Genomic DNA, 24492 nt, shown 5'->3' on the forward strand with positions numbered 1-24492 from the left:
CGCCGCAATCTCGGCCGCATTCTCGGCCCCGACCCCGACCCCGACCCCGACCCCGACCCCGCTTCAGCGGTGCCTCCGCGTGTCAGGCCTGTGATGCTGTCTAGATCGCGCCTTCGGTGCGCCTACCTAAATAGTGCCACAGGAACCCAGGCGATTTTTGTACGGCTGGTAGTCGAGAAGAAATGTATTGTACTCCGTGCGAAATGCTGCGCAGGACGCTGTACTGTCATCCGAGGTGCCGCAGCATCGAATGGCCTCACGCAGCGCCTGCTCCGATACCGCGTCGAATGACTGGGAATGTCCTGCGCCGTACATAATGCTGTCCTCCCAGGTTTGCACCGGTCGCCAGGAATTATTGCCGTGGGCGCCGCCGTAATAGCAGCCGGTACCCTGCAGGCAATCCTGGCCAATGTTTTCAGAGCCCCACACCGGCGTACATTGAGAGCCGAAGTAATCGTCAACGGTATCCTCTGACCAGCCGCAGCAACTGTAGTTGCCATTTTCATCGGTTTCACACGTGCCATCTGCGGTGCGCATATAACTGGTACAGCTCGCTCTGTCGGTGAGCGTCGGGCAGGTAGCGTTTGCGGACTGCACATACTCGGATGCTGGTTTGAAACTATTGCACCATTTGCTGCATCCAGGTCCGTCCAAATTTGCCCATTCTCTGGATAATTTGCTGGGCCACCCCTCTGCACTTATTCCGTCATTACTGATGGGGCTATCGTATAGATCGGCGAGACCGAAATTATGTCCAATCTCATGGATGACGATGTTGCGCAACTGGTGCAGGGTGGTTTCGATATTCAGCCAGTCCTTGTCGCTGGCAACGTAGATAATCTCGCCACCGGAAGCACCGTAGTCACTTTCACCGATAACGACCTTCAAAATACCGTGAATATCGTCGCTGGCGCACTGCTCTAAAATGGCTCGGTGCACCTGCTCAGTGTCACAGCTGAAGCCGCCCTTGTCCCTGTGGGTACATCCCAGAGCGGAAAAGCCCTTCAGGTCGATTTCGTAGAAAGCAAACTGGCTCTGGAATTCGGAGAAAGGTGTCAGTGCGCGGAACTGATTGGTTACGGCATCCTGCACGATTTCACTGAAGAAGGGAGCAGAATCCAGATTGGCAAAAAGCACCTTGAAAGGGGCCTCGCTATTGCCGGCAAATGGCGTGCAGGAAGTCAGCTGGGCATATTCACCGGGATTCAGCGGGCTTTGTGATTCTCCGCTGCCGGTGGCTGGAGTGTTGCCGTCGGACGAATCCAGATCGTCTCCCGGAGCGTAAGATGGTGCGGGAGGCTGTAACTCTGTGTCTTCTACCGCGTCGTTTCCGCCTCCGCCGCCACAGGCGGCCAGTGTCAGCAAGGCGATGGCGCAAATCAGGCGCAGGGTAAGGTTTGGGCGAACGGAGAATTCAGGCATGTCAGGGGCTTGGGGCTATCAATTATTGTGTGTTGTCCCTGCGCGGCAATGAAATGACTGCCTGGTGCCCTTTTCCCTGATGCGGATTGCGCAAAATTGCGCCATTTTATGAGGCGTTTCCCGTTGAAGCCAGCGCTAAAAAGCCTGAAACTGCAACTGAATATCAAGTCACTTTTCGTGGGCGCGAGCGCCCGGCGGAATTGAAATCGTTTAAGGAGAGTAAGGTGAGAAAATTGTTTCTTTGGCTGAGTATGCTGACAATCGCTGTTCCGGCGTTGGCATTGGAGGTGGGAAGCCCGGCACCGGAATTTTCCCTTCAGGCGTCGGATGGGAAAACCTATTCCCTGTCTGATTTTAAGGGACAACAGGCAGTTGTGATCGCCTGGTATCCGAAGGCGTTCACCAAAGGTTGCACCATCGAGTGCAAATCTCTGGCGGAAAATGGCCACCTGATTCGCGAATACGATGTAGCCTATTTTATGGCCAGCACCGACGAGGTGGAGGACAACACCAAGTTCGCCGCGGAACAGAAGGCCGATTTCCCATTGTTGAGCGACCCCTCGGGTGAGGTGGCAGCGGCCTATGAGGTGAAAATGCCTGTGCTGAATATGGCCAAACGCGTCACCATTTATATCGATAAGGCAGGGAACATCGCCAAGATCGACAAGGACATCAAGCCTGCCACCAGTGCCCAGGATATGGCGCGCACTCTGGGTGAGCTGGGGGTTGCCAAGAAATCCTGATCTTAAAGTAAGAGATAATTGAGGCCGCAATTGCGGCCTCAATTATTTGGTGACTACCAGAGTGAGTCACCGCTCTCTGGTTCCGCCCCGGCGGCTTCGTTGCTTTTCCGCAGTAGATGCCGCTCCAGCGTTTCTCCCTTCATTTCGATCCCCGGTGCACGGTCCGATTGGGATGGATCTTCAATGATGGACAGTTTGTCCATAAAGTCCCAGAAGCTTACGAAAACTTTTTCGAGATCTTCCTGTGGTGGCTCGGTGCCGGGCTTCCAATATCCTTCAGGGAGTAATGACACCACCAGCAGGTGCTCATCGGTGAATGGGGTATAAAACGAGTAACTCCGGTCGACGGTGTAGCTGCCGTGATTAGATTGTATCCAGTGCCGGCCCTTGAGTTTATGGTGAATCAGCTCGTTGATTTCTTGCGGATAAATGAAGTCTTCCGGATCCAATTCTTTCGTGTTGGTAATATCGAAGACGCGATTCACAAACTCTTGCTTATCCCGTAAGCCGGAGGGCGATACCTGAAGTTCCGGGGCGGGCCAGCAAATGTCGATTTCAACGTTGCAGTAACCAATTGTTGCGAGTTGCTCGCCGTAGGGGACAAAGTGTCGCCAGAAAATCGATCCTACACGCAAGTAGCTGTAACGGGGGCGGCTTCCATTAAACGGACGGTCCAGCCCCGGGAAAATGTATGGCTCGTAAATATCGTGATTGTAAATATCCGAAGTGTGGGGAATGTACCCGGGGTGGTACTCGTGTGGTTCAGACGGTTCACCAGAAAAAATCAGCTGATTGCTGGATAGATCGAAGCAGCTAATTGAACTGTCTGTAAATGGGATGTATTCGGCGTGCTCAATGCCAAGCGTTGTCATGCGCATCTAGTACTACCTACCAATTCACTCTGGATTTCAACTCACTGACCAACCTCACAAAGTTGTGAGCCTGGTTTGAGCTAATCGCTGCTGGGTTCTGCGCGTAATGAGTGATCGCCCTGTTCACATTGTTTAGGAGTGTGTTTGCCGGTTTAAGGTTATTTTCAAGTGCAGTCCAGCTTTTGCTATGTAACTGCAGTCCTCTGCGCGTTGCATTCAGGTCGAGGGCCTGGAAGGTTCTGGCGCCGAGACTTTTCATGCTCATATTCTTGTTGAACTTAGCCTGGAGCCGGTTTATACGAGGTAGCAGGCTGCCGAGGCTGGAGCGGGGCTCCACGAAGCTGAATTCATGGTGGGACAGGCTGGCAATACCTTTGGATTCAACCAGCGCCAGGGCCTTTTCCAGAAGCTTTGCACCGTGGCCGAAAATATACCAGTGATGGGTCTGGTCTGTTTGTGCCCAGTATTCATTTTGCGTATTGATCAAGACCTGAGACAGCTCTTCGGGACCGGCCGATTCTGGTGTTACCTTTTGCTCAGGTGTTTTCCATGTTCCCAGATTATCGATAATGTTGGTTGGGCTGTAGTAGAGCGCAAAGTTGGTGCCGAGTTCATTTCCCTTTGCATTTTTAGCGAGATATTCTCCGACTGCAGTAGTTGTACTTTTAAGGTCGTAGGTCAGAGCTCGTTCATTAAAACTTGCGGCTATGGTCCCCAAGGGAGATGAAATTTTCAGGTCATTTGCCGCTTTGGCGATCCACCGGGTACGCTCAAAGTTGCAGTTATATAGTCCGCCCGGATTTCCCTCTCCACGATTCAAATTCTGCTGAATCTTGCTGATGTACACCCCTTCGCCAAAACTACTCGGTGCTCCAGACTGCAGGACGCTGTAGGTGATAATAACGGAATGACAATCAAGTCGATGCTGGTGAGCGTTGGTTTGGTTGGACTGGCTGCTTATTCCGGCCGCTGAATTCTTGAGGCCGATCATTTTCTGCAGTGCCTGCTGGCCGTGGAGCTTGTCTTCTTCGACAAACTCCAGATAAGTGGTAAGCAGGACGGGGTCAATAAACACCCGGCGACCATCCTTACCAACTGTTTCCTTGCTCAAAAAGATATATTCACTAAACGGCCGGGCGACTTCCTGTTGCATATTAATTCCATTGCAGCGTCATAACTCAAGCCGGTTATTCTAGCGATGGGTTTTCCGTTGTTGAATGCCGAAAGGATTGTAATTTGTTGAAATATCGGATTTTGTTTTGTACGTCTGTACCGGTTTGATCGTTTTATCGAAAAAAAGGCCGCGCTGAATGGGGTTCAGGCGGCCGAACACTTGGGGGTATAAATTGGTTCTGGGGCGGGACTACTGTCGTATGCCGGCTATTTGGAATCGATCAGCTCGATACCGTTCAGCTCAGGAATGGCACTGTGTAGCGCCAGCTCGAGCTGGTCCAGTTCCTGTACCTGTTCACACAGGCTATCCGCGCGGGCTTCTAACACTTCGGCTTTCGCTTCCACTACCTTCTCCGCTTCTTCTGCCGCAGCTTCGGCGCGCTCCTCGATACTGGCCCCGCCGGTGAACGCGGCTTTCATTGCATGCCAGGCAATCTTGCCGGCAAAGCGTGTGGCGAGATCTGCAATCTGCGGCTCCAGTTCGCTTTCGAATTTTCTACTGAAGTTGCCTTCCACCCAGGGGCTGCCAAAAGTAAACACTTCTCCCGGTTGCTCCATTTCTTTGGCTACGGTATCGCGCAGGCGCCGAGCGTCGGCGAGGTAGGCGCGGGTGTCTGAATCATCGGGGCCGGCGAGCGCTACCAGGGCGATGCCCATGCCTTCGGTGGCAACATCAACCGCCGCGATGGCGAGAGCGGAGACTTCCCGCCCCGCACTGTGCAGCCCCTGCTGGTAGCCCTCCATCAACTCCTGCTGCTGGGCGGTAAGGATCAGGCCGGTGTCACCCACCGCGAGCTGGTCTGGCGCATTGAAGGCAAACAGCGGTTCTGCACTGTCTTTATCCCGGACTTCGAGGAAACCGGGGCCGACGGTAATCTGGTGGTGAATATCGATATTGCACTGCCGGGAGTACGTCTCAGCAGCTTCGTTCTCCTCGGTCGATGCTGCCGCCATTGGTGCGGAAACCGTGACGAGGGTGGATGCGGCGGTGAACAGTAGGGGGAGCAGGGGTTTCATTACTCGATCCAATTCAGTGGTTTCCTCTAGGACGTGCCTGGCCTCTCATTTGGATGCAGTGGTACTCAAATGGTCTCAATCACTGACCATCGGCCCCTCATTCCTCAGGTTCAGGGTTTAGGGCGGGACGTAGATGAATCGTCTGGTGATAGCCGGAAAATTGGTGACGTCTGCCGGTGGACTGGCGTTCTGCCAGTGGTACCCTTCAAACCCACCCAAAGAATAACAATTCATGTATAGGCAAAACCTCGGGGGATTCATGTTGCACCGGCTGTTCATCGTATTTTTCTTACTGTTCAGTACCCTTGCTCACGGCGAACCTATTTCGGCAATAACTTCCGGAATGGATAAGCAGCAGGGACTCTTTGATTATTACTGGGATGAAAAGACCGGGCGGCTGTTACTGGAAATCGATGAGTTCGACCGCGAGCTGTTGCTGCTCGCCGGTCTCGCCCAGGGGCTGGGTTCCAACCCCGTTGGCCTGGATCGCAATCAGGTGGGTGAGAGCCGGGTGGTGAAGTTTGAGCGTGTGGGCAACAAGGTGTTACTGCACCAGATCAACCTCAAGTATCGAGCCCTGTCGGAAAATCCGGCCGAGCGCCGCGCGGTTTCCGAGGCCTTCGCGTCTTCGGTGATCTGGGGCTTTGAAGTCATTGGTGAGGAAGGTAACAGTGTACTGCTGGATTTCACCCCGTTTATCCTGAGCGACCAGCACGGCATCGCCGCCCGTCTCAAGCAGACCGGCCAGGGCAGCTACAGCCTGGATGGCAGCCGCTCCGCGGTCTATCTGTCGCGCACCAAGAGCTTCCCGAAAAACAGCGAGTTTGAAGCGCAGCTGACGTTTACCGGCAGCGAGCCGGGCAAGTACCTGAAAGAAGTGGTGCCAACACCGGAGCTGGTGACCCTGCGTCAGCACCTCTCCCTGGTGGAACTGCCGGAAGAGGGCTACACGCCCCGCCGCTTCCACGCCAATTCCGGCTACTTTCCGCTGATCTATCGCGATTATGCGACCGCCATCGATCAGCCCATGGATCAACGCCTGATTTTCCGGCACCGTCTGGAAAAACGCCCGGGCAGTAACGAGCCGGTGGAACCCATTGTGTATTACATCGACCCGGGCGTGCCCGAACCGGTGCGCAGTGCGCTGATCGATGGCGCCAGCTGGTGGAACGAGGCCTTTGAAGCCGCCGGTTTTGACAATGCCTTCCAGGTAAAACTGTTGCCCGAGGGCGCCGACCCACTGGATGTGCGTTACAACGTGATCAACTGGGTGCACCGCTCCACCCGCGGCTGGTCCTACGGCTACTCCATTTACGATCCGCGCACCGGTGAAATTCTGAAGGGCAACGTTACCCTGGGGTCCCTGCGCGTGCGCCAGGACTTTCTGATCGCCCAGGGTTTGCTGCAGCCCTACGGCGATGAAAATGCGGATACGGAAAAACTGAAAGCCATGGCGCTGGCGCGTATTCGCCAGCTGTCCGCCCACGAAGTGGGTCACACCATCGGTCTTGCGCACAACTTTATTGCCAGCGCGGAAGATCGCGCCTCGGTGATGGACTACCCGGCACCGCTGGTAACCATGAACGGCAAGCGCCTGAACGTGCAGGAGGCCTACGACAGTGGCATTGGCGCCTGGGACAAGCTGGCGATCCGTTACGGCTACGGAATTGCCGAAGGGGATGAGTCGGAATATCTCGAACGTGTGCTGGAGGACGCGAAGAAACAGAAACTGCGCTTTATTACCGACCGCGATTCCCGCACCATCAACAATGCCCACGCTGAATCCCACCTGTGGGATAACGGCAGCGAGCCACTGGAAGAGTTCCAGCGAATGACGGAACTGCGCAGGCACGCCCTGGAGAATTTCGGTCCCGCCGCAAATAGGCCAAGTGCCGCGCGCTCGTCTCTGGATGAAACCCTGGTGCCGGTCTACTACGGGCATCGCTATCAGGCGGAAGCCGTGGGTAAACTTATCGGTGGACTGGATTACGATTACCTGTACAACGATGCCGGTTCAGAAAGTTATCACATGGTCGACGCCGACCGGCAGCAGCAGGCCATCGATGCTCTGTTACTTACCCTGCAGCCGGAATTCCTTACCCTGCCGGAAAAGGTACTGAAACTGCTGCCTCCAAAGGCATTTGGTTACAGCCGCAGCAACGAAAGCTTCCCCGCCTATACCGGCGTGGCCTTTGACGCGATTGCCATGGCGGAAGCGGCTGCGGGGCATACCTATTCCATCCTGTTACATCCGGAACGTGCCGCGCGGTTGCAGCAACAGCAGGCGCGCCGCGGCGACGGCCCGGGGTTCAATACCCTGCTCGCGCAACTTACCGAGCAGTCACTGGAGAAGGATAAATACCAGGGGCTGCAGGCAGCGATCCACCAGCGGGTCAATCACGTGTATATCCATCAGTTGATGTTACTGGCCGGTGACAAAAGCGCACCGGAATCCGCCCGCGCTCGCGCCAACTTCGAACTGGCCAGATTCCAGCACGCGATCGGAGAAATGAAATTGTTTGGTGATGATCCCCAGGGATACAACGCCCATTATTTTTATGAGGCCAACCGTATCGCAGCGTTTATGAGTGGGGATCTGACAGTGGACAAGGGTGACCTGAAACCCATGCCGCCGGGATCGCCGATCTGATCCCGGGGCCGATTTACGGCCCCCGACAATCAATCCAGCAATCAGTCCGACAATCCCGAAAGAGCCGCGTAAATTACGCGGCTCTTTTCGTTTTTGACTGTGTATTTGCGCAATTAGAAATAACAGCGGCCACCCCAGCGGAAGCGACAGGTGGCATTCACATTTTTACTCACCGAGTGGCTCGCGCCCGCGTCGTCGGTCACTGTCAGGGTTACGCTGTAGGTGCCGTCCTCGGCGTATTCATGGCTGGGATTCCGGGCAGTGGAACTGCTGCCGTCGCCGAAGTCCCAGTGCCAGCTCTGGATGCTGCCGTCGCTGTCGCTACTGGTGTCGCTGAAGCTGGCGGTGGCGCGGGCCACGGAAAATGTGAAATCCGCAACCGGTGGCTGGTTGGGTTCACTGCTATCTGGATCGGTGACGGTCACGCTCTGGCTGCTGCTGGCACTGGCGCCCTGGTCATCCGTCACCGTGAGGGAAACCGAATAGGTGCCGGCTGTGGCGTAGGTGTGGCTCGGGCTCTGCGCGTTGCTGCTGTTGCCGTCGCCAAAATCCCAGGCCCAGTCGGTGATATTGCCGTCGGCGTCGCTGCTCTGGTCCTGGCAGTCGATGCTGAGTTCATCCTCGCTGCAGCTGAACGCGGACACCGGTGGCTGGTTGCCGCCGCTGACTGCATTCAGTGCCGCGCGCGCATCCACAATGCCGGCGCCACAACCGCCACTGCAACTGCCGGGAAGCGCACGTGCGGTGTTTTGCAGCGCGTCGCTGACCTGATCCGGGGTAAGACCTGGGTTTGCCTGGTACAGCAGCGCCGCGACACCGGCCACATGTGGCGCCGCCATGCTGGTGCCCTGGTAGAACTGGTAGCTCTCGCTCGTGGGGCCCTGGGTGCCGCTGTTGAGGGTGGAGAGAACACCGTTGCCACTGACATTGGTCTCTCCTCCCGGCGCGCTGATTTCCACCGTCGCTCCGTAGTTGGAGTAGGAGGCGCGATTGCCCTCGCGATCGGTGGCCGCAACCGTCACCACGCCTGCGCAGTTGGCGGGGGAGAAATCCGCTGCGTTGGCGTTGCTGTTGCCCGCGGAAATCACCACCGTGGCGCCATTGTTCCGCGCGGTGTTGATCGCGCTCTGCATGGCCGCACTGCAACTGCCCTGGCCGCCCAGGCTCAGATTGATGACCTGTGCCGGGTTTGCATTGGCGGGCACCCCGGAGACGCTGCCGCCACTTGTCCACACGATGGCATCAATGATATCCGAGGTGTAGCCGCCACATTTTCCAAGCACTCGCGCCACCAGCACTCTGGCGCCGTGGGCGACACCGGCAACGCCCCGGTTGTTGTTGGTCATGGCGGCGATGGTGCCCGCCACATGGGTTCCGTGCCAGCTGCTGTTGCGCGGTTGGGAAGGATTGAAGAATCCGCATTCCCAGGCGCGCAACCAGTCACCGGGATCACTGGGATCACCGTCGCGGCCATCACCGTCATTGGCCACGGCGGTGTCGTCGATAAAGTCGTAGCCCGGAATGATGTTGTCGTTCAGGTCCGAGTGGCTGGTGATACCGGTATCGATCACCGCGACCACGACCTCGCTGCCATCGTGGGTGTCCCACGCCGCCTCCAGGTTGATGCCGCCGGTGCTTTCGAAATAGTGCCACTGTTCGCTGTAGCGACTGTCGCCGGGAACCGCCGTGTGCTGCATCAGCTGGTCTACTTCCACGGTTGCCACACCGGGCTGTCGGCGCAATACCGTGAGCAGGTTTTGCAGGGCGGCTTCCGGCAGGGCCTGTTGCAGGGACAGCAGCTGGAAGCGACCACCGGCAAGGTTGCGTGCGAAACGCAGGTCGGTGCCGGTAATGTGCGAAAGTGTCGCCAGCCTGGTTTGGCGCTCTGCCTGCGCCGGCTCATCACTAAACCTTACTATCAGGCGCTGCGGCAGTGATGAGGTGTCATTCAGCGGAATGCCGGCTGTCGGTTGAGCCGAGGCCGTGCTGCCGAGCAGATAGAGGAAAAATACGGACAAGATACGCGTTGCGTGGCGGCAATAGGTGTTCACTTCAGCTTCCTGCTGTGACCGGCTGAATCCGCAGCCTGGATGAATGTTGCACGGGTGTCGTCAGTCGATCTGACAAGTAGTCGCGGGCGCACAGTTCCATTGCGCTTAACAAAAAGCCTAGCAGGGGCGCGGAGTTTGCGGGTATGGGTGAAAAGTATGAAAGCGCGGCGGAGAAAAGGCTGGGGCTCAGAGGCCCTTTGCGCAATCTAGCCGCGGATAAACTGGGACTTGCGAATCCAGTGGTCGCCACGATAGCGGCGCGTGGGGGCGGAAGTGGTTTTGGCCCAGAAGTAGTCCCGATTGAACTGAAATTCCACTTCGTAACCCTCTGCCAGTGCCGCCAGTGGCATTGCCTGCCAGCTGGCCTGGCGGCGTTTACTGGTGGCCTCCAGCAGGTATTCGGTGTTATCCACAATCGCCACCACCCAGGCGTGACCCTGCCCCTGATGGGTGCCAAGGGCAACCCGCGCGTCGACGCCGAGGTTGATCAACCAGTCAGCGAGCAGAATGGCGTGGTCTTCACAGTCACCGCGTTTCTGATAATAGGCCTGGCGCGAGGTCTGCCAGATATCGGCGAGACCCGCATACTGCAGGTGGTCGTACTGATACTCCTTGCGCACCGCCAGCGTGTACAGGGGCACCCACAGGGACTTGGTTTCAAATGGCTGGAAGCCCACCAGATAACTGTTGGCAAAGTGGTGCAGCCGGTCGAGACCGCGGGCGGAGGCGGTGACAGACTCCAGACCTTGCCAGTTCCAAACCGAGATATAGCTGCTTTCGTGCTCTGAGCGCTTGGCGACGGCCTGCTGTACCATGGCTTCGGTCAGCGGCGAGCCGCTGCCGCTGATGACCACGCTACCGCGCTGGTTGTCCTTGACTTGGGAGGTGTCTGTCTCGCTGCGGATCTCTGCGAGCTGGCGTTGGCTCAGTACCTGTTCCTCCGCCAGTGACTTCCACTGACGCGCCAGTTCCGGCCCCATCAGCGCAACTCCCACCAGAATGAACATCAGCCACTGTCTCACGGGGTGCTCCTAGCCTTTCAGACCGAATGAGATAATCAGGGCAACAAAAATAAGGATGGTCGATGCAAAAATGGCCACGGCGATGTTGCCGTTTTTCAGCTCGCCCTCGATATCCACATGCTTGAGCAGTTTCTTGTCGATGACCAGCAGCGCCACCATGCCGATCAGCAGTGCCAGTAGTGTATAGAGCAGGTTCAGCCCCAGATTGAACAGGGTCGCGGTGAGGAATTCTGATTGCACTTGGTAGGTCCATCTCGTCAGGTAAGGCCGTCAATTAGATCACAGCTTCACCGGATTTTCCTCCGCTTGCTCCCTGCCCCATAGCTCTTTATGGTATTCCATCGAATGAAAGCCCTCGGGAATGAAAGGAAATAAAAAGGAATGCCAAAGCTGACCAAACTGACACGACTACTACTGATGCTACCCCTAGCTGGGCTGGTCCTCGGGCTTTCCGCCTGCGCCGATCGGGTGGAGGTTCCACCGGCCCATGTAGGGAAGATTCTTACCAAGAACGGGTACAAACCGAACACGGTGCCGCCGTCCAAATTCCGCCTGGATATGTGTCTCTACTACTGCGACAAGCTGGTCACACTGGCTATCGCGGATTTTGGCCACATGGAAAAATTCAAACTGTTTATGCCCAGGGACCAGCTCAATATGAGTTTTGATATCCGCATGACCGGCGCGGTGAATGAAAAATACATCGACAATATTTTTGACCGGATGCCGCCCCACAACGGCAATATTTCCGTAAACCAGGTGTACAACACCTATGCCCAGCCGGTGATCCGCGATGTGGTGCGCCGGGTAATTGCCAAATACTCCATCAATGAAATCGCCTCCAGCCGCGAGATGTTGAGCCAGGAACTGTTTACCGCAGTGGCCACCTCCCTCGATGGCACACCGATCAAGATCAAGCGCCTGGGCATTGCCGATGTACAGTTTCCCAAGGTTATTACCGAGGCGAAAGAGCGCGCAGCGGAGCGGCGCGAGCTGATCGAGCAGGAGAAGGCCCAGTTCGAGATCCAGAAAATCCAGATGGAGCGCGACTTGGAGCGGGAAAAAATGAACCGTGCCATCGCCCGTGAAAAAGCCATGGGTCAGAAAGAGGTCAACGATCTGCTGGCCAAGTCGGTAACGGATAAATACCTCTCCTACCGCACCCTGGAAGTGCTGGAAAGCATGGCGGAATCCAACAACAAGGTCTTTGTTCCGGTGGAGGCGTTGGGCACTATTGGCCTGCAGCAGGCGGTATTTTCCGAGCAGATGAAACAGGTAGCGCGCAAGCGCTGATTGTGGGAGTCATACGATGGAGTTCAATTCGCAGATCGCCAACTGGTTGATGAGCGCCCTCGGGGGTCTCGCCAGCTGGATCGTGATCGCCGCCTGTGTGTTGTTGGCGCTGAATATTTTTCTGCGTGTGCAGTTTCTGCGTCAGCGTGGCGAGGGCTTGCACTGGTTGCTGGACCGCTCGGTGGTGATTCGCCTGCTGTGTCTTCTGTTTTTTATCTGGGTACTGATCGGCTTTAACAGCAATGCGCCGAAACTGGTGCTGGCACCGGATTACAGCGATGAACAGCAGGCTACAGAAAGAGCTTTGCAGGAAAAGCGGGGAGGGATAGAAAATATTGCTCCGAAAACCGCGGATGCAGAGGAAACGAGTGAGCGTTTGGCGGATCTGAGAGACGAGCAGAAAGAGGATTCGAAACGCGAGAATTAATTTCTGACCTCTGCGGGGATTGAAGTCATTTCAATGGTTTTATTTTTTAAAATTCATTGGGATGTCCAAATGCCGTGAGTAGACTACCGGGCACATTGGAGATGAGGAGATCATCATGCGTTACCTGTTACCTGTAGTTCTGTTTTGTTCAATCGCTGGTTTTGCCCAGGCCGACAGCACAATGACTCAGCTGCCGTCCGGTGCACAGGAAGTGCAGATCATGGGTAATACCTATTATAAAAGTGGCGACACCTTCTATCGTTTTAACGAGCAGGGTGGCTACTTTTATGAAACCAATCCGCCTCATGCAATGGATCGTCAGACCACTACGCACCAGTCTGTGGTAACCCAGCCTGGTCCGGGTGTGACTGCCGACCAGATTGAAGGTTGTCGTAACGTTGCGGCTGACAAGTCCAACGCGGTGCCCAATCGTGGCAGTTCGGTTTACATTAATGAGTACAACAGCTGCATCAATGATCTGCAGTAAGGCGTACTCCCGAAGCTGACAGGTGATACCTATCTTGTGACCTGACAGGTTCGTGAAATTAAAAGGCTTGCCGTATTTGCGGCAAGCCTTTTTTATGGCTCGCGCGGCAGGGCTAGACATCGTTCTCGTGTTTTAGCTGTACCTGCCAGTCACCCTCCATGTCCACGCTGACGAGCACCTGGATCGGACGACAGCACACGGTGCAATCCTCAATATAGTGTCGGCTGCCTGCGGAGGTATCGATCAGCATCAGGATGGTTTCACCGCAATAGGGGCACTGATCACTAAACTCTTCCACGCGCGCTTGCATTCCGTCCTCCGTACTCTCACTCGCTGTTTACCCAATATAGACCCGGAACCCGATCCACTGATTTTCGGTGCGGGTAGCCAGTGCGTGTTGGGGCCGACAGGAATTTTTTGCGTTCTTGTAAAAATGACAGCGGTGTCACCGCTGTATCCGCAGTGTGCGGTAATTCATTTACAAAACGGATTGATATACTCGCGCCTGTTCGAGCCGGCCCGGGGTAGCTGCAATAGCGCGACCCGGGGCGGTGACCGCCGGCGGCGCAAAAGCGTATAATCCGCGCCCGCTTTCCCCGCTCTAGCGGTGGGGGGAGTGAGTATTCAGGGCACCTCTTGAAATCGTAGCGAGCGGGTGCCTGGTGGTGGCCGCCGGAGCGGAGGCAGCGGAGTGTATAGCGATACATGAGCATGCCGAGCACCGCCGGACGCCGCCAGGCGCACGCGCAGTAGATTTGTAGTGGTGCCCTTCAGCAACCAGCAAAAGAGGATTGGTAATGGCGGTTAAATTGATGAAGGACCAGGATCTGGCGGGCAAGCGCGTTCTGATCCGCGAAGACCTGAATGTGCCGGTAAAGGACGGCGTAGTGACCTCCGATGCGCGTATTCGCGCGGCACTGCCCACCATCAAGGCCGCTGTAGATGCCGGGGCCAAGGTCCTGCTGATGTCCCACCTGGGCCGCCCTACCGAGGGTGAATTTGCGGAAGAGTTTTCCCTGGCGCCGGTGGCGGCACACCTGGGCAAACTGCTGGGCAAAGATGTGCCGGTCGTCAAAGACTGGCAGGGTGGCATTGAATTGGCAGACGGTGAAGTCGCACTGCTGGAAAACGTGCGCTTCAACAAGGGCGAGAAGAAAGACGACGAAACACTGGCCCAGCAGTACGCGGCCCTGTGCGACGTGTTTGTGATGGACGCCTTCGGCACCGCGCACCGCGCCCAGGCCTCCACCCACGGTGTGGCCAAGTTTGCCCCGATCGCCTGTGCCGGCCCGCTGTTGGCAGCAGAGCTGGATGCGCTGGAAAAAGCCCTGGCCAACCCGGCGCGCCCGATGGTGGCGATCGTCGGTGGCTCCAAGGTTTCCACAAAACTGACCGTGCTCGAGAGCCTGTCGGACAAGGTGGATCAGCTGATCGTCGGTGGTGGTATTGCCAACACCTTCCTCGCAGCCAGTGGCAAGCCTGTGGGTAAGTCCCTGTGTGAGCACGACCTGCTGGATACCGCCAAGGGGCTGATGGCGAAGTGCGATATTCCGGTGCCCACCGACGTGGTGACTGGCAAGGAATTCAGCGAATCCGCGGCGGCGGAAACCAAGCCCGCCGATGCGGTGACCGAAGATGACATGATTTTCGATATCGGTCCGGACTCCTCTGCGGCGCTGGCGGACATTCTCAAAAACGCCAAGACCATCATCTGGAATGGCCCGGTCGGTGTGTTTGAGTTCGATCAGTTTGGCGGCGGTACCGAGCGCCTGTCCAAGGCGATCGCCGGTAGCGACGCTTTCTCCATTGCCGGTGGTGGCGACACCCTGGCGGCGGTCGACAAGTACGGCATTGCCGAGCAAGTTTCCTATATTTCTACTGGGGGTGGTGCTTTCCTCGAATACGTGGAAGGCAAGGTACTGCCGGCAGTGGCGATGCTGGAGAGCCGTTCAGCGGAATGAATAGCCGTTCAGCGGAATGAATAGCCGCTCGGCGGAATAGATAACCGCGAGTAGCCGACCTCGCGTTAAGCGGGGTCAACGTGGGCGGCTGGTCACAGACCGCCCGACTCAAATTTACGCTCACGACAACCAATCGTCGTGGTCGAGACCCGAATTAAAAAGAGATGCGACCGGAGCCCCGCTTCAGGAATCGCACGACAAAGTGGGGATTTCACAGGAAACCCACGCACTCAATACCAGCTAAATTTCGACGAGAAAGGGTTTTTTCATGGCTTTAATCAGCTTGCGTCAAATGTTGGACCACGCTGCCGAATTTGGATACGGCATCCCTGCGTTCAACGTCAACAACCTGGAGCAGATGCGCGCCATCATGGAGGCGGCCGACGAGACCGACTCTCCGGTGATCGTGCAGGCCTCCGCCGGCGCGCGTAAATACGCAGGCGCTCCCTTCCTGCGCCACCTGATTTTGGCCGCTGTGGAAGAATTTCCACATATTCCGGTAGTGATGCATCAGGACCACGGCACCAGCCCGGCGGTGTGTCAGCGCTCTATCCAACTGGGTTTCAGTTCGGTGATGATGGACGGCTCTCTGATGGACGACGGCAAAACACCGGCGTCCTACGAGTACAACGTGGACGTGACCAGGCGCGCGGTGGAAATGGCCCACGCCTGTGGTGTTTCCGTGGAAGGTGAGCTGGGCTGCCTGGGCTCGCTGGAAACCGGCATGGCCGGTGAAGAGGACGGCGTTGGTGCGGAGGGCAAACTGTCCCACGACCAGCTGCTGACCGACCCGGAAGAAGCCGCAGACTTCGTCAAGAAAACCCAGGTGGATGCCCTGGCCATCGCCTGCGGTACCAGCCACGGTGCCTACAAGTTCACTCGCCCGCCCACCGGCGATATCCTGGCGATCGATCGCATCAAAGAAATCCACGCGCGTATCCCCGATACCCACCTTGTCATGCACGGTTCTTCCTCTGTGCCCCAGGAGTGGTTGAAGGTGATCAACGAGTTTGGCGGTGAGATTCCGGAAACCTACGGCGTGCCGGTGGAGCAGATCTGCGAAGGTATCAAGCACGGTGTGCGCAAGGTGAATATCGACACCGATCTGCGCCTCGCCAGTACCGGTGCGGTGCGTCGCTTCCTGGCCCAGAACCCGTCCGAATTCGATCCGCGCAAATTCCTCAAGGTCACTACCCAGGCCATGAAAGAAATCTGCGTGGCCCGTTACGAAGCGTTCAACGCGGCGGGTAACGGCAGCAAGATCAAGCCGGTCAGCCTGGAAACCATGTTCCAGCGTTACGAGAAAGGCGAGCTGGTACCGAAGATCAACTGAGATTGGTTCAGCCAAAAATAGCGGGCATTGCGCCCGCTTTTTTGTGCCTGTGTTTTATGTCAGGGAAACTGCACGAGACTATTTTGCTTTCGGCTGTGGTTCCGCCGCGGGGTTCAGGTAGTCCGAGAAAAAAATCAGATCGCTATGGCTGGCATCCACGGTAAACGTGGTCTCCGCACCGGGATAGTATCCACAGGACTCGCCCGCCTCGCACAAAATACCATTGCCGTTGTGATCCGAGCCGCTGACGAGGCGGAAATTGCCCGCCGGCACATCCACAAACTGAAATGGGTAAGCGCCATTTTCGGTATCCAGAGTAACCTGTTCCACAAGAGCGTAATTCCCAGAGCCATCTGCAACGAGTAGTTGCAGGTACTGTTGACCGGCACTGACAGAGCCGGCCACAGGTTCGGCGTGGTGGAGCTGTACTGGCAGTAAAAACTGACGGGCGCCGGAGAGCGGGAATATGACGGTGCCGGTGTGGTCGCCATAGGGCAGCGCAGTGCGGTCTACCCACACGGTGTATTGACCGAAGCCGCGTGCATCCACGGACTCTGCTGTGTCTACCCGAACAATCCACGGCTGGTCGCCGCCGGGAGCCCCGTCAATGGCATTGTCGCCACCACTGGTATCGGAAATCTCCACCGTCAGCCTGCGGTAGCTGCCGGCGAAATCCAGGTGGCCGGGTTCCGCGCGGACGCTCTGTTGCGGGGTCTGGTTGGCGGAGAGGGCGGCGGATTCCGCGTCAATCAAGCCGTAACCATACTCTTTGTCTTTACCGGCTTCGCCGATATCCCGAGTCAACTCTCCTTCCTTCAGCAGTGCATCCACATCGTCCGGCGAGAGTGCGGGGTTGAGCGATTTCATCAGTGCGAGGGCGCCGGCGACATGGGGTGCCGCCATCGAGGTGCCCTGCAGGTTGCCGTAACTGGCGGTGTTGGTTGCGGCTTCGGTGACATAGGTGCTGAAAATTCCATCTTCAGTATTGAGGCGCATGTCTCCCCCCGGGGCCGCGATATCGATCCAGTTGCCGAAGTTACTGTAATAGGCGAGAGCGTCCGCGGTATCGGTGGCGCTGACCGCAATCACACCGCGCAAGGCGGCGGGGTAGGAGGGTGTCTCTGCCCCATCATTCCCGGCCGCGGCCACCGCGATGACGCCGGCACTGCGCGCGGCGTCGATGGCATCCTGCATGATCTGCGAGTAGCCACTGCCGCCAAAGCTCATATTGATGATATCGGCGCTGCGGGTGGGCAGAGCGCCGGATGCATTGGCGAGCCCGGCGGCATACAGTACCGCTTGCGCGGCGTCGTAGCTGGTGCCGCCGCCGACCCCCAGAACCCGCAATGGCATGATCGCGGTGTCCCAGCCGCTGCCACTGACCCCTTCAGTATTATCGGTGTCCGCGGCGGCCGTGCCGGCGACATGGGTGCCGTGCCAGGAGCTGCGCGGATCGCTGGATAGGTCGCCCGGATCTTCCGGGTCGGGGTCCGGCCCGTCCCCATCCCTGGCCCGTTGCGGGTCGCTGATCAGGTCGTAACCGTCCCGTAGTTTGTTTGCGAGATCCGGGTGTGCACTGAAAATGCCGGTGTCGAGCACCGCAATCACGGTGTCGCTGTTGCTCTGGCTCAGGCTCCAGGCCGCGGGCAGCTGGATATTCCGGTAATGCCACTGGCGCAGGTACAGCGGGTCGTTTGGTGTGGCGCTACTTTGGTAAACGAAATTGGGCTCGACCTGTAAGGAATCGCTCTGTGCCAGCAGCGATTTGCGCGCGTACAGCAGCTGTAGCCGCTGCAGCAGTGGGCCGGTGAGATCGGGATGGACAGAAAGTGCCGCGCTCAGTGCATCGTCCAGCAGCGTTGGCGACAATACCTGCCGCTGCCAATCCTGCGCAGCGTCGCCGCCTCGCTGAACCAGCAGCTCACCGGCCACCATGGGGTCGGCAACGGATGGGCTGGCCTGAGTGTGAGACTGGTTTTGCCGATCCAGCCGCAGGGTGTAGTTGCTGTAACCGCGCGCGGCATTTACCCGCAGCAGAAAGTCGCCGCTTTGCGGAACCGTCAGCGACTCGAATTCGTCGATATCGGTACTGGATGCAATGGGCTCCCCTGAGTTCTCCGCGGTGTAGAGGAAAAGATCCAGATCATTCTGTAGTGGCAGCAGGGTCTGGTGGCGGTGAATCTGCAACAGAACTTGTGTGCCAGACACGGCGGAAAAGGTGTACCAGTCATCGCTATCGGTCTGGTCCCGAAAACGGCCGCTGGACTCGCCGGTGGCAGCGGCGGTAGCGAAGCCACCTATCAGGGCGGGCACTGTCACGGGCTGCGCATCGGCCGCCCGGTTATTCGCTGTCGCGCTGGCGTGTGCGTCATTGGTATCGGCGTCACTGCCGGAAAATGGTCGCGCCTGGACGCGGCCGCTCAGGTTAAAAAGCCCTGAATCACCACCGCTGGAAGTGCTGCCCGAGGAGCTTCCAGAGGAGCTTCCAGAGGAACTGCCCGAGGAGCTGGAAGAACTGCTGGCGTCCCCGCCAGACGACCCACCCGGTGTATTCCCGCCGCTACCGGATCCGCCTCCACCGCAGGCAGCGAGAAGGATTGTCACGGTAAACGCGGATATCAGTCGTGTAGTTGTCATATCTGGAGGATGTCGATTCGTCTTACCGGATGCTCCCAGAATCTTCCCGGAGTCTCAAGGTACCCCGTCGCAGGCTGGGGATGGCGGCGGCAGGGAAATACAGTACCATTGAGTCATGGATCTGTTGAAAGACTTCAGTGCCGTCGATACCAGCCCGGTCATCCACCGGCCGGATTACTCCGCCCTGCGCAGCCAGTTACCCACGCTGGATTTTTCCTGCGGCCAGCCCCTGCCGGAATCGGTAATTTCCTACCGCAATTTCTATCGCCTGAATTTTGCCGAAGCCAGCGGAACCGGTATTGGTACTTTTTCTTCCGCCGGATTCGAACTGGTGGCGCAGTACTGGCGAGTGGCCGACCCCAAGGGCACCCTGTTTATTTGCCACGGTTACTTCGACCATACGGGGATATACAGTTCCGCTATTCGCTTTGGTCTGGAGCGCGGTTTCAATGTGGTGTCTGTGGACTTTCCCGGGCACGGTCTTTCCAGCGGTGAGCCCGTGGCCATTGATACGTTTATGCAGTACCGGGAAGTTCTGGAAGCCCTGCTGAGCCGTGCTCGGGGCAAGATGCCGGGGCCCTGGCACGCCATGGGGCAGAGCACCGGCGGCGCTACCCTGCTGGCGTATCTGCAATTCAGTCAGTGGCAGCCGTTCGACAAGGTAATGCTGTTGGCGCCACTGGTGCGCCCGGCGAACTGGCATCTGCGCAAGTGGATGTTTTACCTGGGGCGCTTTTTGTTGCCGCACCCCAGCCGGGGGTTCAACATCAATACCCACGATGCAGAATTCGCCCGCCGTCAGGCCCACCGCGACCCGCTGCAGTCACCGGTCATGTCAATTCGCTGGCTGGGGGCAATGGTGGACTGGTTGTCGCTGTTTCCGAAGACCCGGCGCAATGCCAAGGCAGTACTGGTGGTGCAGGGCACCGACGATAAAACCGTCGATTGGCGCTACAACATGGGCGTGATTGGCGACCGTTTTCCCAACAGCAAGCGCGTCATCGTGCGCGGCGCACGCCACCAGATGATCAACGAAACTCAACCCTACCGACAGAAAATTCTCACCGCCCTCGACGAGTGGCTGGCCCAGTAAGCTGCGCGCTAGTGGTCCATGCGGAAAGTTGTGTAACTGTTCGCTTCGCCAAAGCGTCCAGCTCTGCGTTGAGAAAGCTTGAAATAGAACCACTATTCCTGCGCTTTCTCGCCTTGATCTGAACACTTTGGCTGTGCTCCTTAGTTACCGAACTTTCCGCATGGACCACTAGTTTCCCGCTCGCACTTCCATCTTACAAATTCGCCTTGCGCAGCTGCCGGCGCTTGCGCCGCTGCACCAGTGCGTCCGCGGAGTAAAATCCCAATGCTGCCCACACAAAAATAAAGGTCACCAGTTTTGCGTGATCAAAGGGTTCATCGAACAACAGCACCGCGAAGAAAAACATCAGCGTCGGTCCGAGATACTGCAGAAACCCCAGCGTGGACAGGTTGAGCCTGCGCGCGGCGATATTAAACAGCAGCAGCGGGGTCAGGGTTACCGGGCCGGCCAGCAGCAGTAAGCCGTTCAACTGCCAGGAATTGTTCAGCAGGTTGCTGGTAGGGCTGCTGGTCCAGAACAGGAAACCCAGCGCAAGTGGCAGCATAAACAGGGTCTCCACGGTGAGGCCGGTCAGGCTGTCTACCGGAGTTTGCTTGCGCACCAGACCGTAGAACCCGAAGGTGATCGCAACGCCCAGCGCTACCAGCGGCAGGCGGCCGAACTGCCAGAGTTCGTAGCCGATACCTACCGCCGCCAGCATTACTGCCAGCCACTGCAGTGGCCGCAGTTTTTCCCCGAGTACCAATACTCCCAGCAATACGCTGATCAATGGGTTGATGTAGTAGCCGAGGCTGGCATCCAGCAGGTGATTGTTGGTGACCGACCAGATAAATATCAGCCAGTTGGTGCTGATTAGTGCGGTGGAAATCAGCAGCGCCAGCATGGTTTTATGCGAGCGCAATACCGCGCCCATACCGTGCAGCTTTCCCAGTACCGCTAGCAGCACAATCGCCAGTAGCAGCGACCAGATGCTGCGGTGCGCGAGTATCTCCGGAGCTGAGAGATATTCCAGCAGCTTGAAATACAGCGGTGCAAACCCCCACAGGAGGTAGGCGCCGAGGCCGGCCAGCAAACCTGCGGCGGCTGAATCGGAACTCGCGTTGTTTGCAGTCTGGTTTTGCACTGGGGGATCTGCTCGCTGGGTCGACAGGGAAAGGCGACAGGAAAAAAGAAACCCGGACAGCGGGATAACGCTGGTCCGGGTTTCCGAAAGTGTAACAGACCTCCGTGAGGTCTGTCAGAAGCCTGAGGGTGCTGTTAGAAAAGTACGCGGCAGCGCAGGGTACCGGGGATGTTCTTCAGTTTTTCCAGCGCCAGGTCGGAGTATTCCGCATCCACATCGATCACCACGTAGCCCACAGATTCGTTGGTCTGCAGGAACTGCGCGGAGATGTTGATACCGTTGTCGGAGAACACCTGGTTGATCGCGCCGAGTACACCGGGCACGTTCTTGTGAATGTGCAGCAGGCGGTGTGCGCCGGCGTGGCCGGGCAGTGCAACCTCCGGGAAGTTCACGGAACTGGTGGTGGTGCCATTGTCGGAGTAGAGCGCCAGTTTGTCGGACACTTCCACGCCGATATTTTCCTGGGCTTCCACGGTGGAGCCGCCCACGTGCGGGGTCAGCAGGGCATTGTCGAGGCCGCGCAGGGGTGACTGGAATTCGTCGTCGTTACCGCGGGGCTCCACCGGGAATACGTCGATGGCGGTACCGGCCAGGTGGCCGCTCTTCAGCGCTTCCGCCAGCGGCTCGATTTCCACTACGGTGCCGCGGGAGGCATTCAGCAGGATCGCGCCCTTCTTCATCTTTGCGATCTGCTCGGCGCCGATCATCCACTTGGTGGAGGGCAACTCCGGAACGTGCAGGGAAACCACGTCGGACTGCGCCAGCAGTTCGTCCAGGCTGTTCACCTGGCTGGCGTTACCCAGTGGCAACTTGGTCACCACATCGAAGAAGATCACGCGCATACCGATGCCTTCGGCGAGCACGGAAGTCTGCGAGCCGATGGCGCCGTAGCCGACAATACCCAGGGTCTTGCCGCGGGCTTCATAGGAGCCCACCGCAGACTTCTGCCAGCCACCGCGGTGGCAGACCATGTTCTTCTCGGGAATCCCGCGCAGCAGCATAATGGCTTCGGCAATCACCAGTTCGGCTACGCTACGGGTGTTGGAATAGGGTGCGTTGAACACCGCAATACCCAGCTCGGTGGCTGCTTCCAGGTCCACCTGGTTGGTACCGATGCAGAAGCAGCCTACAGCGATCAGCTTGTTGGCGCTCTCCAGTACCTTGCGGGTCAGTTGGGTCCGGGAGCGGATCCCGACGAAGTGCGCGTCGGCAATCTTCTCGATCAGCTGGTCTTCCGGCAGTGCGGTCTTGATGTACTCGACGTTGGTGTAGCCGCGGGAACTCAGCAGGTCCACGGCGGATTGGTGCACGCCTTCCAGCAGCAGGATTCGGATTTTGTCTTTTTGAAGAGAAATCTGAGGTGCCATATCGAGTCTCTTGGCCGTGCGTAATGATGAGATTACGCGAAAGGTTGTCGAAATATAGTTGGAGACCGCCGGGAACCCGGCGAGGGCGGCATCATAACATAAGGGCTATATAAAGCTTTATACGCAATATCTATCCTAGGTATCGAATCTGGTTATGTATAAACACGAATTTACCTGCAAAACACCTGTGGAACTGCCGCTGGGCAAGATTGTATGCGTGGGGCGCAACTATGCGGCTCATGCGGAGGAGCTGAACAACCCGGTTCCGGAGGAGCCGCTGTTGTTTATCAAGCCGGCGACTTCGGCGGTGCCGATGGCGGAGCCGATCCACTTACCGCGGGGCCGGGGCAGTTGCCATTTCGAGGGGGAGCTGGCGCTGTTGATTGGCGAGCGTCTGACGGACGCGAACCCTGCTGATGTCCCCGCGGCGATTGCGGGTTTGGGGTTAGCCCTGGATCTGACCTTGCGTGAGCTGCAGTCGGACCTGAAGCAGCTGGGGCAGCCGTGGGAGAAGGCCAAGGGCTTTGACGGCGCCTGCCCCCTGTCGCCGTTTGTGAAGCTGGATTGGCTGCCGGACTGGGACAATCTCACCTACACCCTGTGGCTGAACGACGAGATCCGCCAGCGGGGTAAATCCAACCATATGCTGACGCCGATTCTGGATCTGGTGGCTTATATCAGTAGTTATTTCACGCTGTTGCCGGGGGATGTGGTTTTGACCGGTACACCTGCCGGGGTGGGAGAGTTGCAGATTGGGGATCGGGTGGTTATGGGGTTGGAGGAGGATTGGTTGCGGTGTGAGACCGCGGTGGTTTGACTGCCGGTTTCGGGGTATTGGTTCTGTGGCGCCCGAGCACTGGGTATTCGTTTTCGGAACCGAGCTAGGCGCCCCCCTGTGAATACATCCATGTACGCTGCGTCGGCGACGTCCCTGTCGCCGACGCTTTTGAAACCTATCACCCGGTACTCCAGCTTCTATTCCGACCAATTACTTCGTAGTGATGAAGGTTGGTGCGAAGGTTGTGATGCCGGATGGGGACTTGCGAGACCTTCTAAAACAGGGATGTTTTAGAAGAGCCCCCAGGGATGGGTTCACGGCGTGTCTCGCAAGTCCCCATCCGGCAGCACAACCGCCAAGGAGGTGTTAAAGGCGATAGCTTGCGGAGGTCATCGCTTTAGATACGAGGGTCATTAATCCCTTAACCGGGCTGGGGAACCGTGCCCCCCCAGCATCCAGTGCAGCGTGCTGATGCTTGGCCTCATCCACCAGCATCTGCTCCACCACTGCGCGGCTTTTCTCGTCTTGCGTGGGCAGCTCCTGCAGGTGGCTTTCCAGGTGTTTACACACCTGTTCTTCGGTAGCGGCAACAAAGCCCAGACTGACCTTGTCACTGATCTTGCCCGCCGCAGCGCCAATCCCAAAGGAAAGCCCGTACCAGAGCGGGTTGAGCACACTGGGGCGGCTGCCGAGTTCGTCCAGGCGCTGTTCGCACCAGGCCAGATGGTCGATCTCTTCGTCCGCGGCGTGTTCCATCTCCGCCCGTACCTGGGGCAATTTGGCGGTGAGTGCCTGGCCCTGGTACAGGGCCTGGGCGCAGACTTCGCCGCTGTGGTTGACCCGCATCAGGCCTGCCGCGTGGCGACGTTCACTGTCGGCGAGTTCTGCTTCATCCACAGACTTCGACGGCGACGGGCGCTCGTGACAGGGCGAGCCGGGGCTCAGGGTGCGCAGGGCGCGGTCCGCCTGCAACAGCAGGCGGTCGAGTCCGGTCAGTTGGCGATGGCTGCTCACTGATGTGTTCCTCGAAATGCTCGAAACAA

Annotated in this window: 21 protein-coding genes; 9 read left to right on the forward strand and 12 right to left on the reverse strand. The window is 57.7% G+C overall.

Annotation, left to right across the window (positions count from 1 at the left end; genetic code table 11):
- Positions 1-126 precede the first annotated feature (126 nt).
- Entirely contained in the window at positions 127-1422 is a 1296-nt protein-coding gene (locus ACYX4K_RS17030; RefSeq protein WP_475090950.1) for a hypothetical protein, read from the reverse strand.
- Positions 1423-1646: 224 nt separating this feature from the next.
- Here ACYX4K_RS17030 and ACYX4K_RS17035 point away from each other — a divergent pair, with 224 nt between their 5' ends.
- Positions 1647-2165 (forward strand): peroxiredoxin, encoded by a 519-nt coding sequence (locus ACYX4K_RS17035; RefSeq protein WP_475090949.1) that lies wholly within the window; start codon positions 1647-1649, stop codon positions 2163-2165.
- A 53-nt stretch (positions 2166-2218) separates the two neighbouring features.
- Here ACYX4K_RS17035 and ACYX4K_RS17040 read toward each other — a convergent pair whose 3' ends face one another.
- From ACYX4K_RS17040 to ACYX4K_RS17050, 3 genes are all read right to left on the reverse strand, one after another.
- The gene (locus ACYX4K_RS17040) at positions 2219-3043 is read right to left on the reverse strand and encodes a hypothetical protein (RefSeq protein ID WP_475090948.1); all 825 of its coding nucleotides are present in this window, start codon (positions 3041-3043) and stop codon (positions 2219-2221) included.
- 10 nt (positions 3044-3053) lie between these two features.
- Positions 3054-4190: a hypothetical protein gene (locus ACYX4K_RS17045; RefSeq protein ID WP_475090946.1), complete on the reverse strand. Its 1137-nt coding sequence runs from the start codon at positions 4188-4190 to the stop codon at positions 3054-3056.
- 227 nt (positions 4191-4417) lie between these two features.
- Positions 4418-5227, reverse strand: a complete 810-nt coding sequence (locus tag ACYX4K_RS17050) for a DUF2884 family protein (protein ID WP_475090945.1) — start codon at positions 5225-5227, stop codon at positions 4418-4420.
- A 343-nt stretch (positions 5228-5570) separates the two neighbouring features.
- On the opposite strand from ACYX4K_RS17050, the gene ACYX4K_RS17055 reads away from it, so the two are divergent.
- Entirely contained in the window at positions 5571-7877 is a 2307-nt protein-coding gene (locus ACYX4K_RS17055) for a zinc-dependent metalloprotease (RefSeq protein ID WP_475090943.1), read from the forward strand.
- 113 nt (positions 7878-7990) lie between these two features.
- Here the strand turns inward: ACYX4K_RS17055 and ACYX4K_RS17060 are convergent, their stop codons facing one another.
- The 3 genes from ACYX4K_RS17060 to ACYX4K_RS17070 all read right to left on the reverse strand — a co-directional run bounded on the left by ACYX4K_RS17060 (position 7991) and on the right by ACYX4K_RS17070 (position 11190).
- On the reverse strand, positions 7991-9928 hold the full coding sequence (locus ACYX4K_RS17060; protein ID WP_475090942.1) for a S8 family serine peptidase: 1938 nt from the start codon (positions 9926-9928) through the stop codon (positions 7991-7993).
- Positions 9929-10134: 206 nt separating this feature from the next.
- Positions 10135-10950, reverse strand: a complete 816-nt coding sequence (locus tag ACYX4K_RS17065) for a transglutaminase domain-containing protein (RefSeq protein ID WP_475090941.1) — start codon at positions 10948-10950, stop codon at positions 10135-10137.
- 9 nt (positions 10951-10959) lie between these two features.
- Positions 10960-11190, reverse strand: coding sequence for a DUF350 domain-containing protein (locus ACYX4K_RS17070; RefSeq protein ID WP_475090939.1), 231 nt, complete (start codon positions 11188-11190; stop codon positions 10960-10962).
- Between the two features lie 141 nt (positions 11191-11331).
- Between ACYX4K_RS17070 and ACYX4K_RS17075 the strand changes: the two genes are divergently transcribed.
- From ACYX4K_RS17075 to ACYX4K_RS17085, 3 genes are all read left to right on the forward strand, one after another.
- The gene (locus tag ACYX4K_RS17075) at positions 11332-12243 is read left to right on the forward strand and encodes an SPFH domain-containing protein (RefSeq protein WP_475090938.1); all 912 of its coding nucleotides are present in this window, start codon (positions 11332-11334) and stop codon (positions 12241-12243) included.
- Between the two features lie 16 nt (positions 12244-12259).
- On the forward strand, positions 12260-12670 hold the full coding sequence (locus ACYX4K_RS17080) for a hypothetical protein (protein ID WP_475090937.1): 411 nt from the start codon (positions 12260-12262) through the stop codon (positions 12668-12670).
- Positions 12671-12785: 115 nt separating this feature from the next.
- Positions 12786-13157, forward strand: a complete 372-nt coding sequence (locus ACYX4K_RS17085) for a hypothetical protein (protein WP_475090936.1) — start codon at positions 12786-12788, stop codon at positions 13155-13157.
- 112 nt (positions 13158-13269) lie between these two features.
- Here the strand turns inward: ACYX4K_RS17085 and ACYX4K_RS17090 are convergent, their stop codons facing one another.
- Positions 13270-13467, reverse strand: coding sequence for a CPXCG motif-containing cysteine-rich protein (locus tag ACYX4K_RS17090; protein WP_475090935.1), 198 nt, complete (start codon positions 13465-13467; stop codon positions 13270-13272).
- 487 nt (positions 13468-13954) lie between these two features.
- Between ACYX4K_RS17090 and ACYX4K_RS17095 the strand changes: the two genes are divergently transcribed.
- Positions 13955-15118 (forward strand): phosphoglycerate kinase, encoded by a 1164-nt coding sequence (locus ACYX4K_RS17095; RefSeq protein ID WP_475090934.1) that lies wholly within the window; start codon positions 13955-13957, stop codon positions 15116-15118.
- A gap of 268 nt (positions 15119-15386) precedes the next feature.
- Entirely contained in the window at positions 15387-16451 is a 1065-nt protein-coding gene (gene fba, locus ACYX4K_RS17100; RefSeq protein ID WP_043320188.1) for a class II fructose-bisphosphate aldolase, read from the forward strand.
- Between the two features lie 78 nt (positions 16452-16529).
- Here fba and ACYX4K_RS17105 read toward each other — a convergent pair whose 3' ends face one another.
- A complete protein-coding gene (locus tag ACYX4K_RS17105; protein WP_475090932.1) occupies positions 16530-19088 on the reverse strand; it encodes a S8 family serine peptidase in 2559 nt (852 codons plus the stop codon).
- A 115-nt stretch (positions 19089-19203) separates the two neighbouring features.
- Here ACYX4K_RS17105 and ACYX4K_RS17110 point away from each other — a divergent pair, with 115 nt between their 5' ends.
- Positions 19204-20181, forward strand: a complete 978-nt coding sequence (locus ACYX4K_RS17110; protein ID WP_475090930.1) for an alpha/beta hydrolase — start codon at positions 19204-19206, stop codon at positions 20179-20181.
- 193 nt (positions 20182-20374) lie between these two features.
- Here the strand turns inward: ACYX4K_RS17110 and rarD are convergent, their stop codons facing one another.
- Positions 20375-21304: an EamA family transporter RarD gene (gene rarD, locus ACYX4K_RS17115; protein WP_475090929.1), complete on the reverse strand. Its 930-nt coding sequence runs from the start codon at positions 21302-21304 to the stop codon at positions 20375-20377.
- 134 nt (positions 21305-21438) lie between these two features.
- Positions 21439-22671 carry a phosphoglycerate dehydrogenase gene (serA, locus tag ACYX4K_RS17120; RefSeq protein ID WP_475090928.1) on the reverse strand — a complete coding sequence of 411 codons (1233 nt, stop codon included), beginning with the start codon at positions 22669-22671 and terminating at the stop codon, positions 21439-21441.
- 154 nt (positions 22672-22825) lie between these two features.
- Here serA and ACYX4K_RS17125 point away from each other — a divergent pair, with 154 nt between their 5' ends.
- Complete coding sequence (locus tag ACYX4K_RS17125; protein ID WP_475090927.1) at positions 22826-23488, forward strand: fumarylacetoacetate hydrolase family protein; 663 nt, start codon at positions 22826-22828, stop codon at positions 23486-23488.
- 327 nt (positions 23489-23815) lie between these two features.
- Here the strand turns inward: ACYX4K_RS17125 and coq7 are convergent, their stop codons facing one another.
- Entirely contained in the window at positions 23816-24463 is a 648-nt protein-coding gene (gene coq7, locus ACYX4K_RS17130; RefSeq protein WP_475090925.1) for a 2-polyprenyl-3-methyl-6-methoxy-1,4-benzoquinone monooxygenase, read from the reverse strand.
- Positions 24464-24492 lie beyond the last annotated feature (29 nt).

The organism is Microbulbifer sp. ABF4_107 (assembly GCF_056312215.1).

Bases quoted from the DNA above. Each gene is read 5' to 3' on its own strand.
- ACYX4K_RS17030 (WP_475090950.1), bottom strand. From the start codon at position 1,422: ATGCCTGAATTCTCCGTTCGCCCAAACCTTACCCTGCGCCTGATTTGC.
- ACYX4K_RS17040 (WP_475090948.1), bottom strand. From the start codon at position 3,043: ATGCGCATGACAACGCTTGGCATTGAGCACGCCGAATACATCCCATTT.
- ACYX4K_RS17045 (WP_475090946.1), bottom strand. From the start codon at position 4,190: ATGCAACAGGAAGTCGCCCGGCCGTTTAGTGAATATATCTTTTTGAGC.
- ACYX4K_RS17050 (WP_475090945.1), bottom strand. From the start codon at position 5,227: ATGAAACCCCTGCTCCCCCTACTGTTCACCGCCGCATCCACCCTCGTC.
- ACYX4K_RS17055 (WP_475090943.1), top strand. From the start codon at position 5,571: ATGGATAAGCAGCAGGGACTCTTTGATTATTACTGGGATGAAAAGACC.
- ACYX4K_RS17075 (WP_475090938.1), top strand. From the start codon at position 11,332: ATGCCAAAGCTGACCAAACTGACACGACTACTACTGATGCTACCCCTA.
- ACYX4K_RS17080 (WP_475090937.1), top strand. From the start codon at position 12,260: ATGGAGTTCAATTCGCAGATCGCCAACTGGTTGATGAGCGCCCTCGGG.
- ACYX4K_RS17085 (WP_475090936.1), top strand. From the start codon at position 12,786: ATGCGTTACCTGTTACCTGTAGTTCTGTTTTGTTCAATCGCTGGTTTT.
- ACYX4K_RS17090 (WP_475090935.1), bottom strand. From the start codon at position 13,467: ATGCAAGCGCGCGTGGAAGAGTTTAGTGATCAGTGCCCCTATTGCGGT.
- ACYX4K_RS17095 (WP_475090934.1), top strand. From the start codon at position 13,955: ATGGCGGTTAAATTGATGAAGGACCAGGATCTGGCGGGCAAGCGCGTT.
- fba (WP_043320188.1), top strand. From the start codon at position 15,387: ATGGCTTTAATCAGCTTGCGTCAAATGTTGGACCACGCTGCCGAATTT.
- ACYX4K_RS17105 (WP_475090932.1), bottom strand. From the start codon at position 19,088: ATGACAACTACACGACTGATATCCGCGTTTACCGTGACAATCCTTCTC.
- ACYX4K_RS17110 (WP_475090930.1), top strand. From the start codon at position 19,204: ATGGATCTGTTGAAAGACTTCAGTGCCGTCGATACCAGCCCGGTCATC.
- serA (WP_475090928.1), bottom strand. From the start codon at position 22,671: ATGGCACCTCAGATTTCTCTTCAAAAAGACAAAATCCGAATCCTGCTG.
- ACYX4K_RS17125 (WP_475090927.1), top strand. From the start codon at position 22,826: ATGTATAAACACGAATTTACCTGCAAAACACCTGTGGAACTGCCGCTG.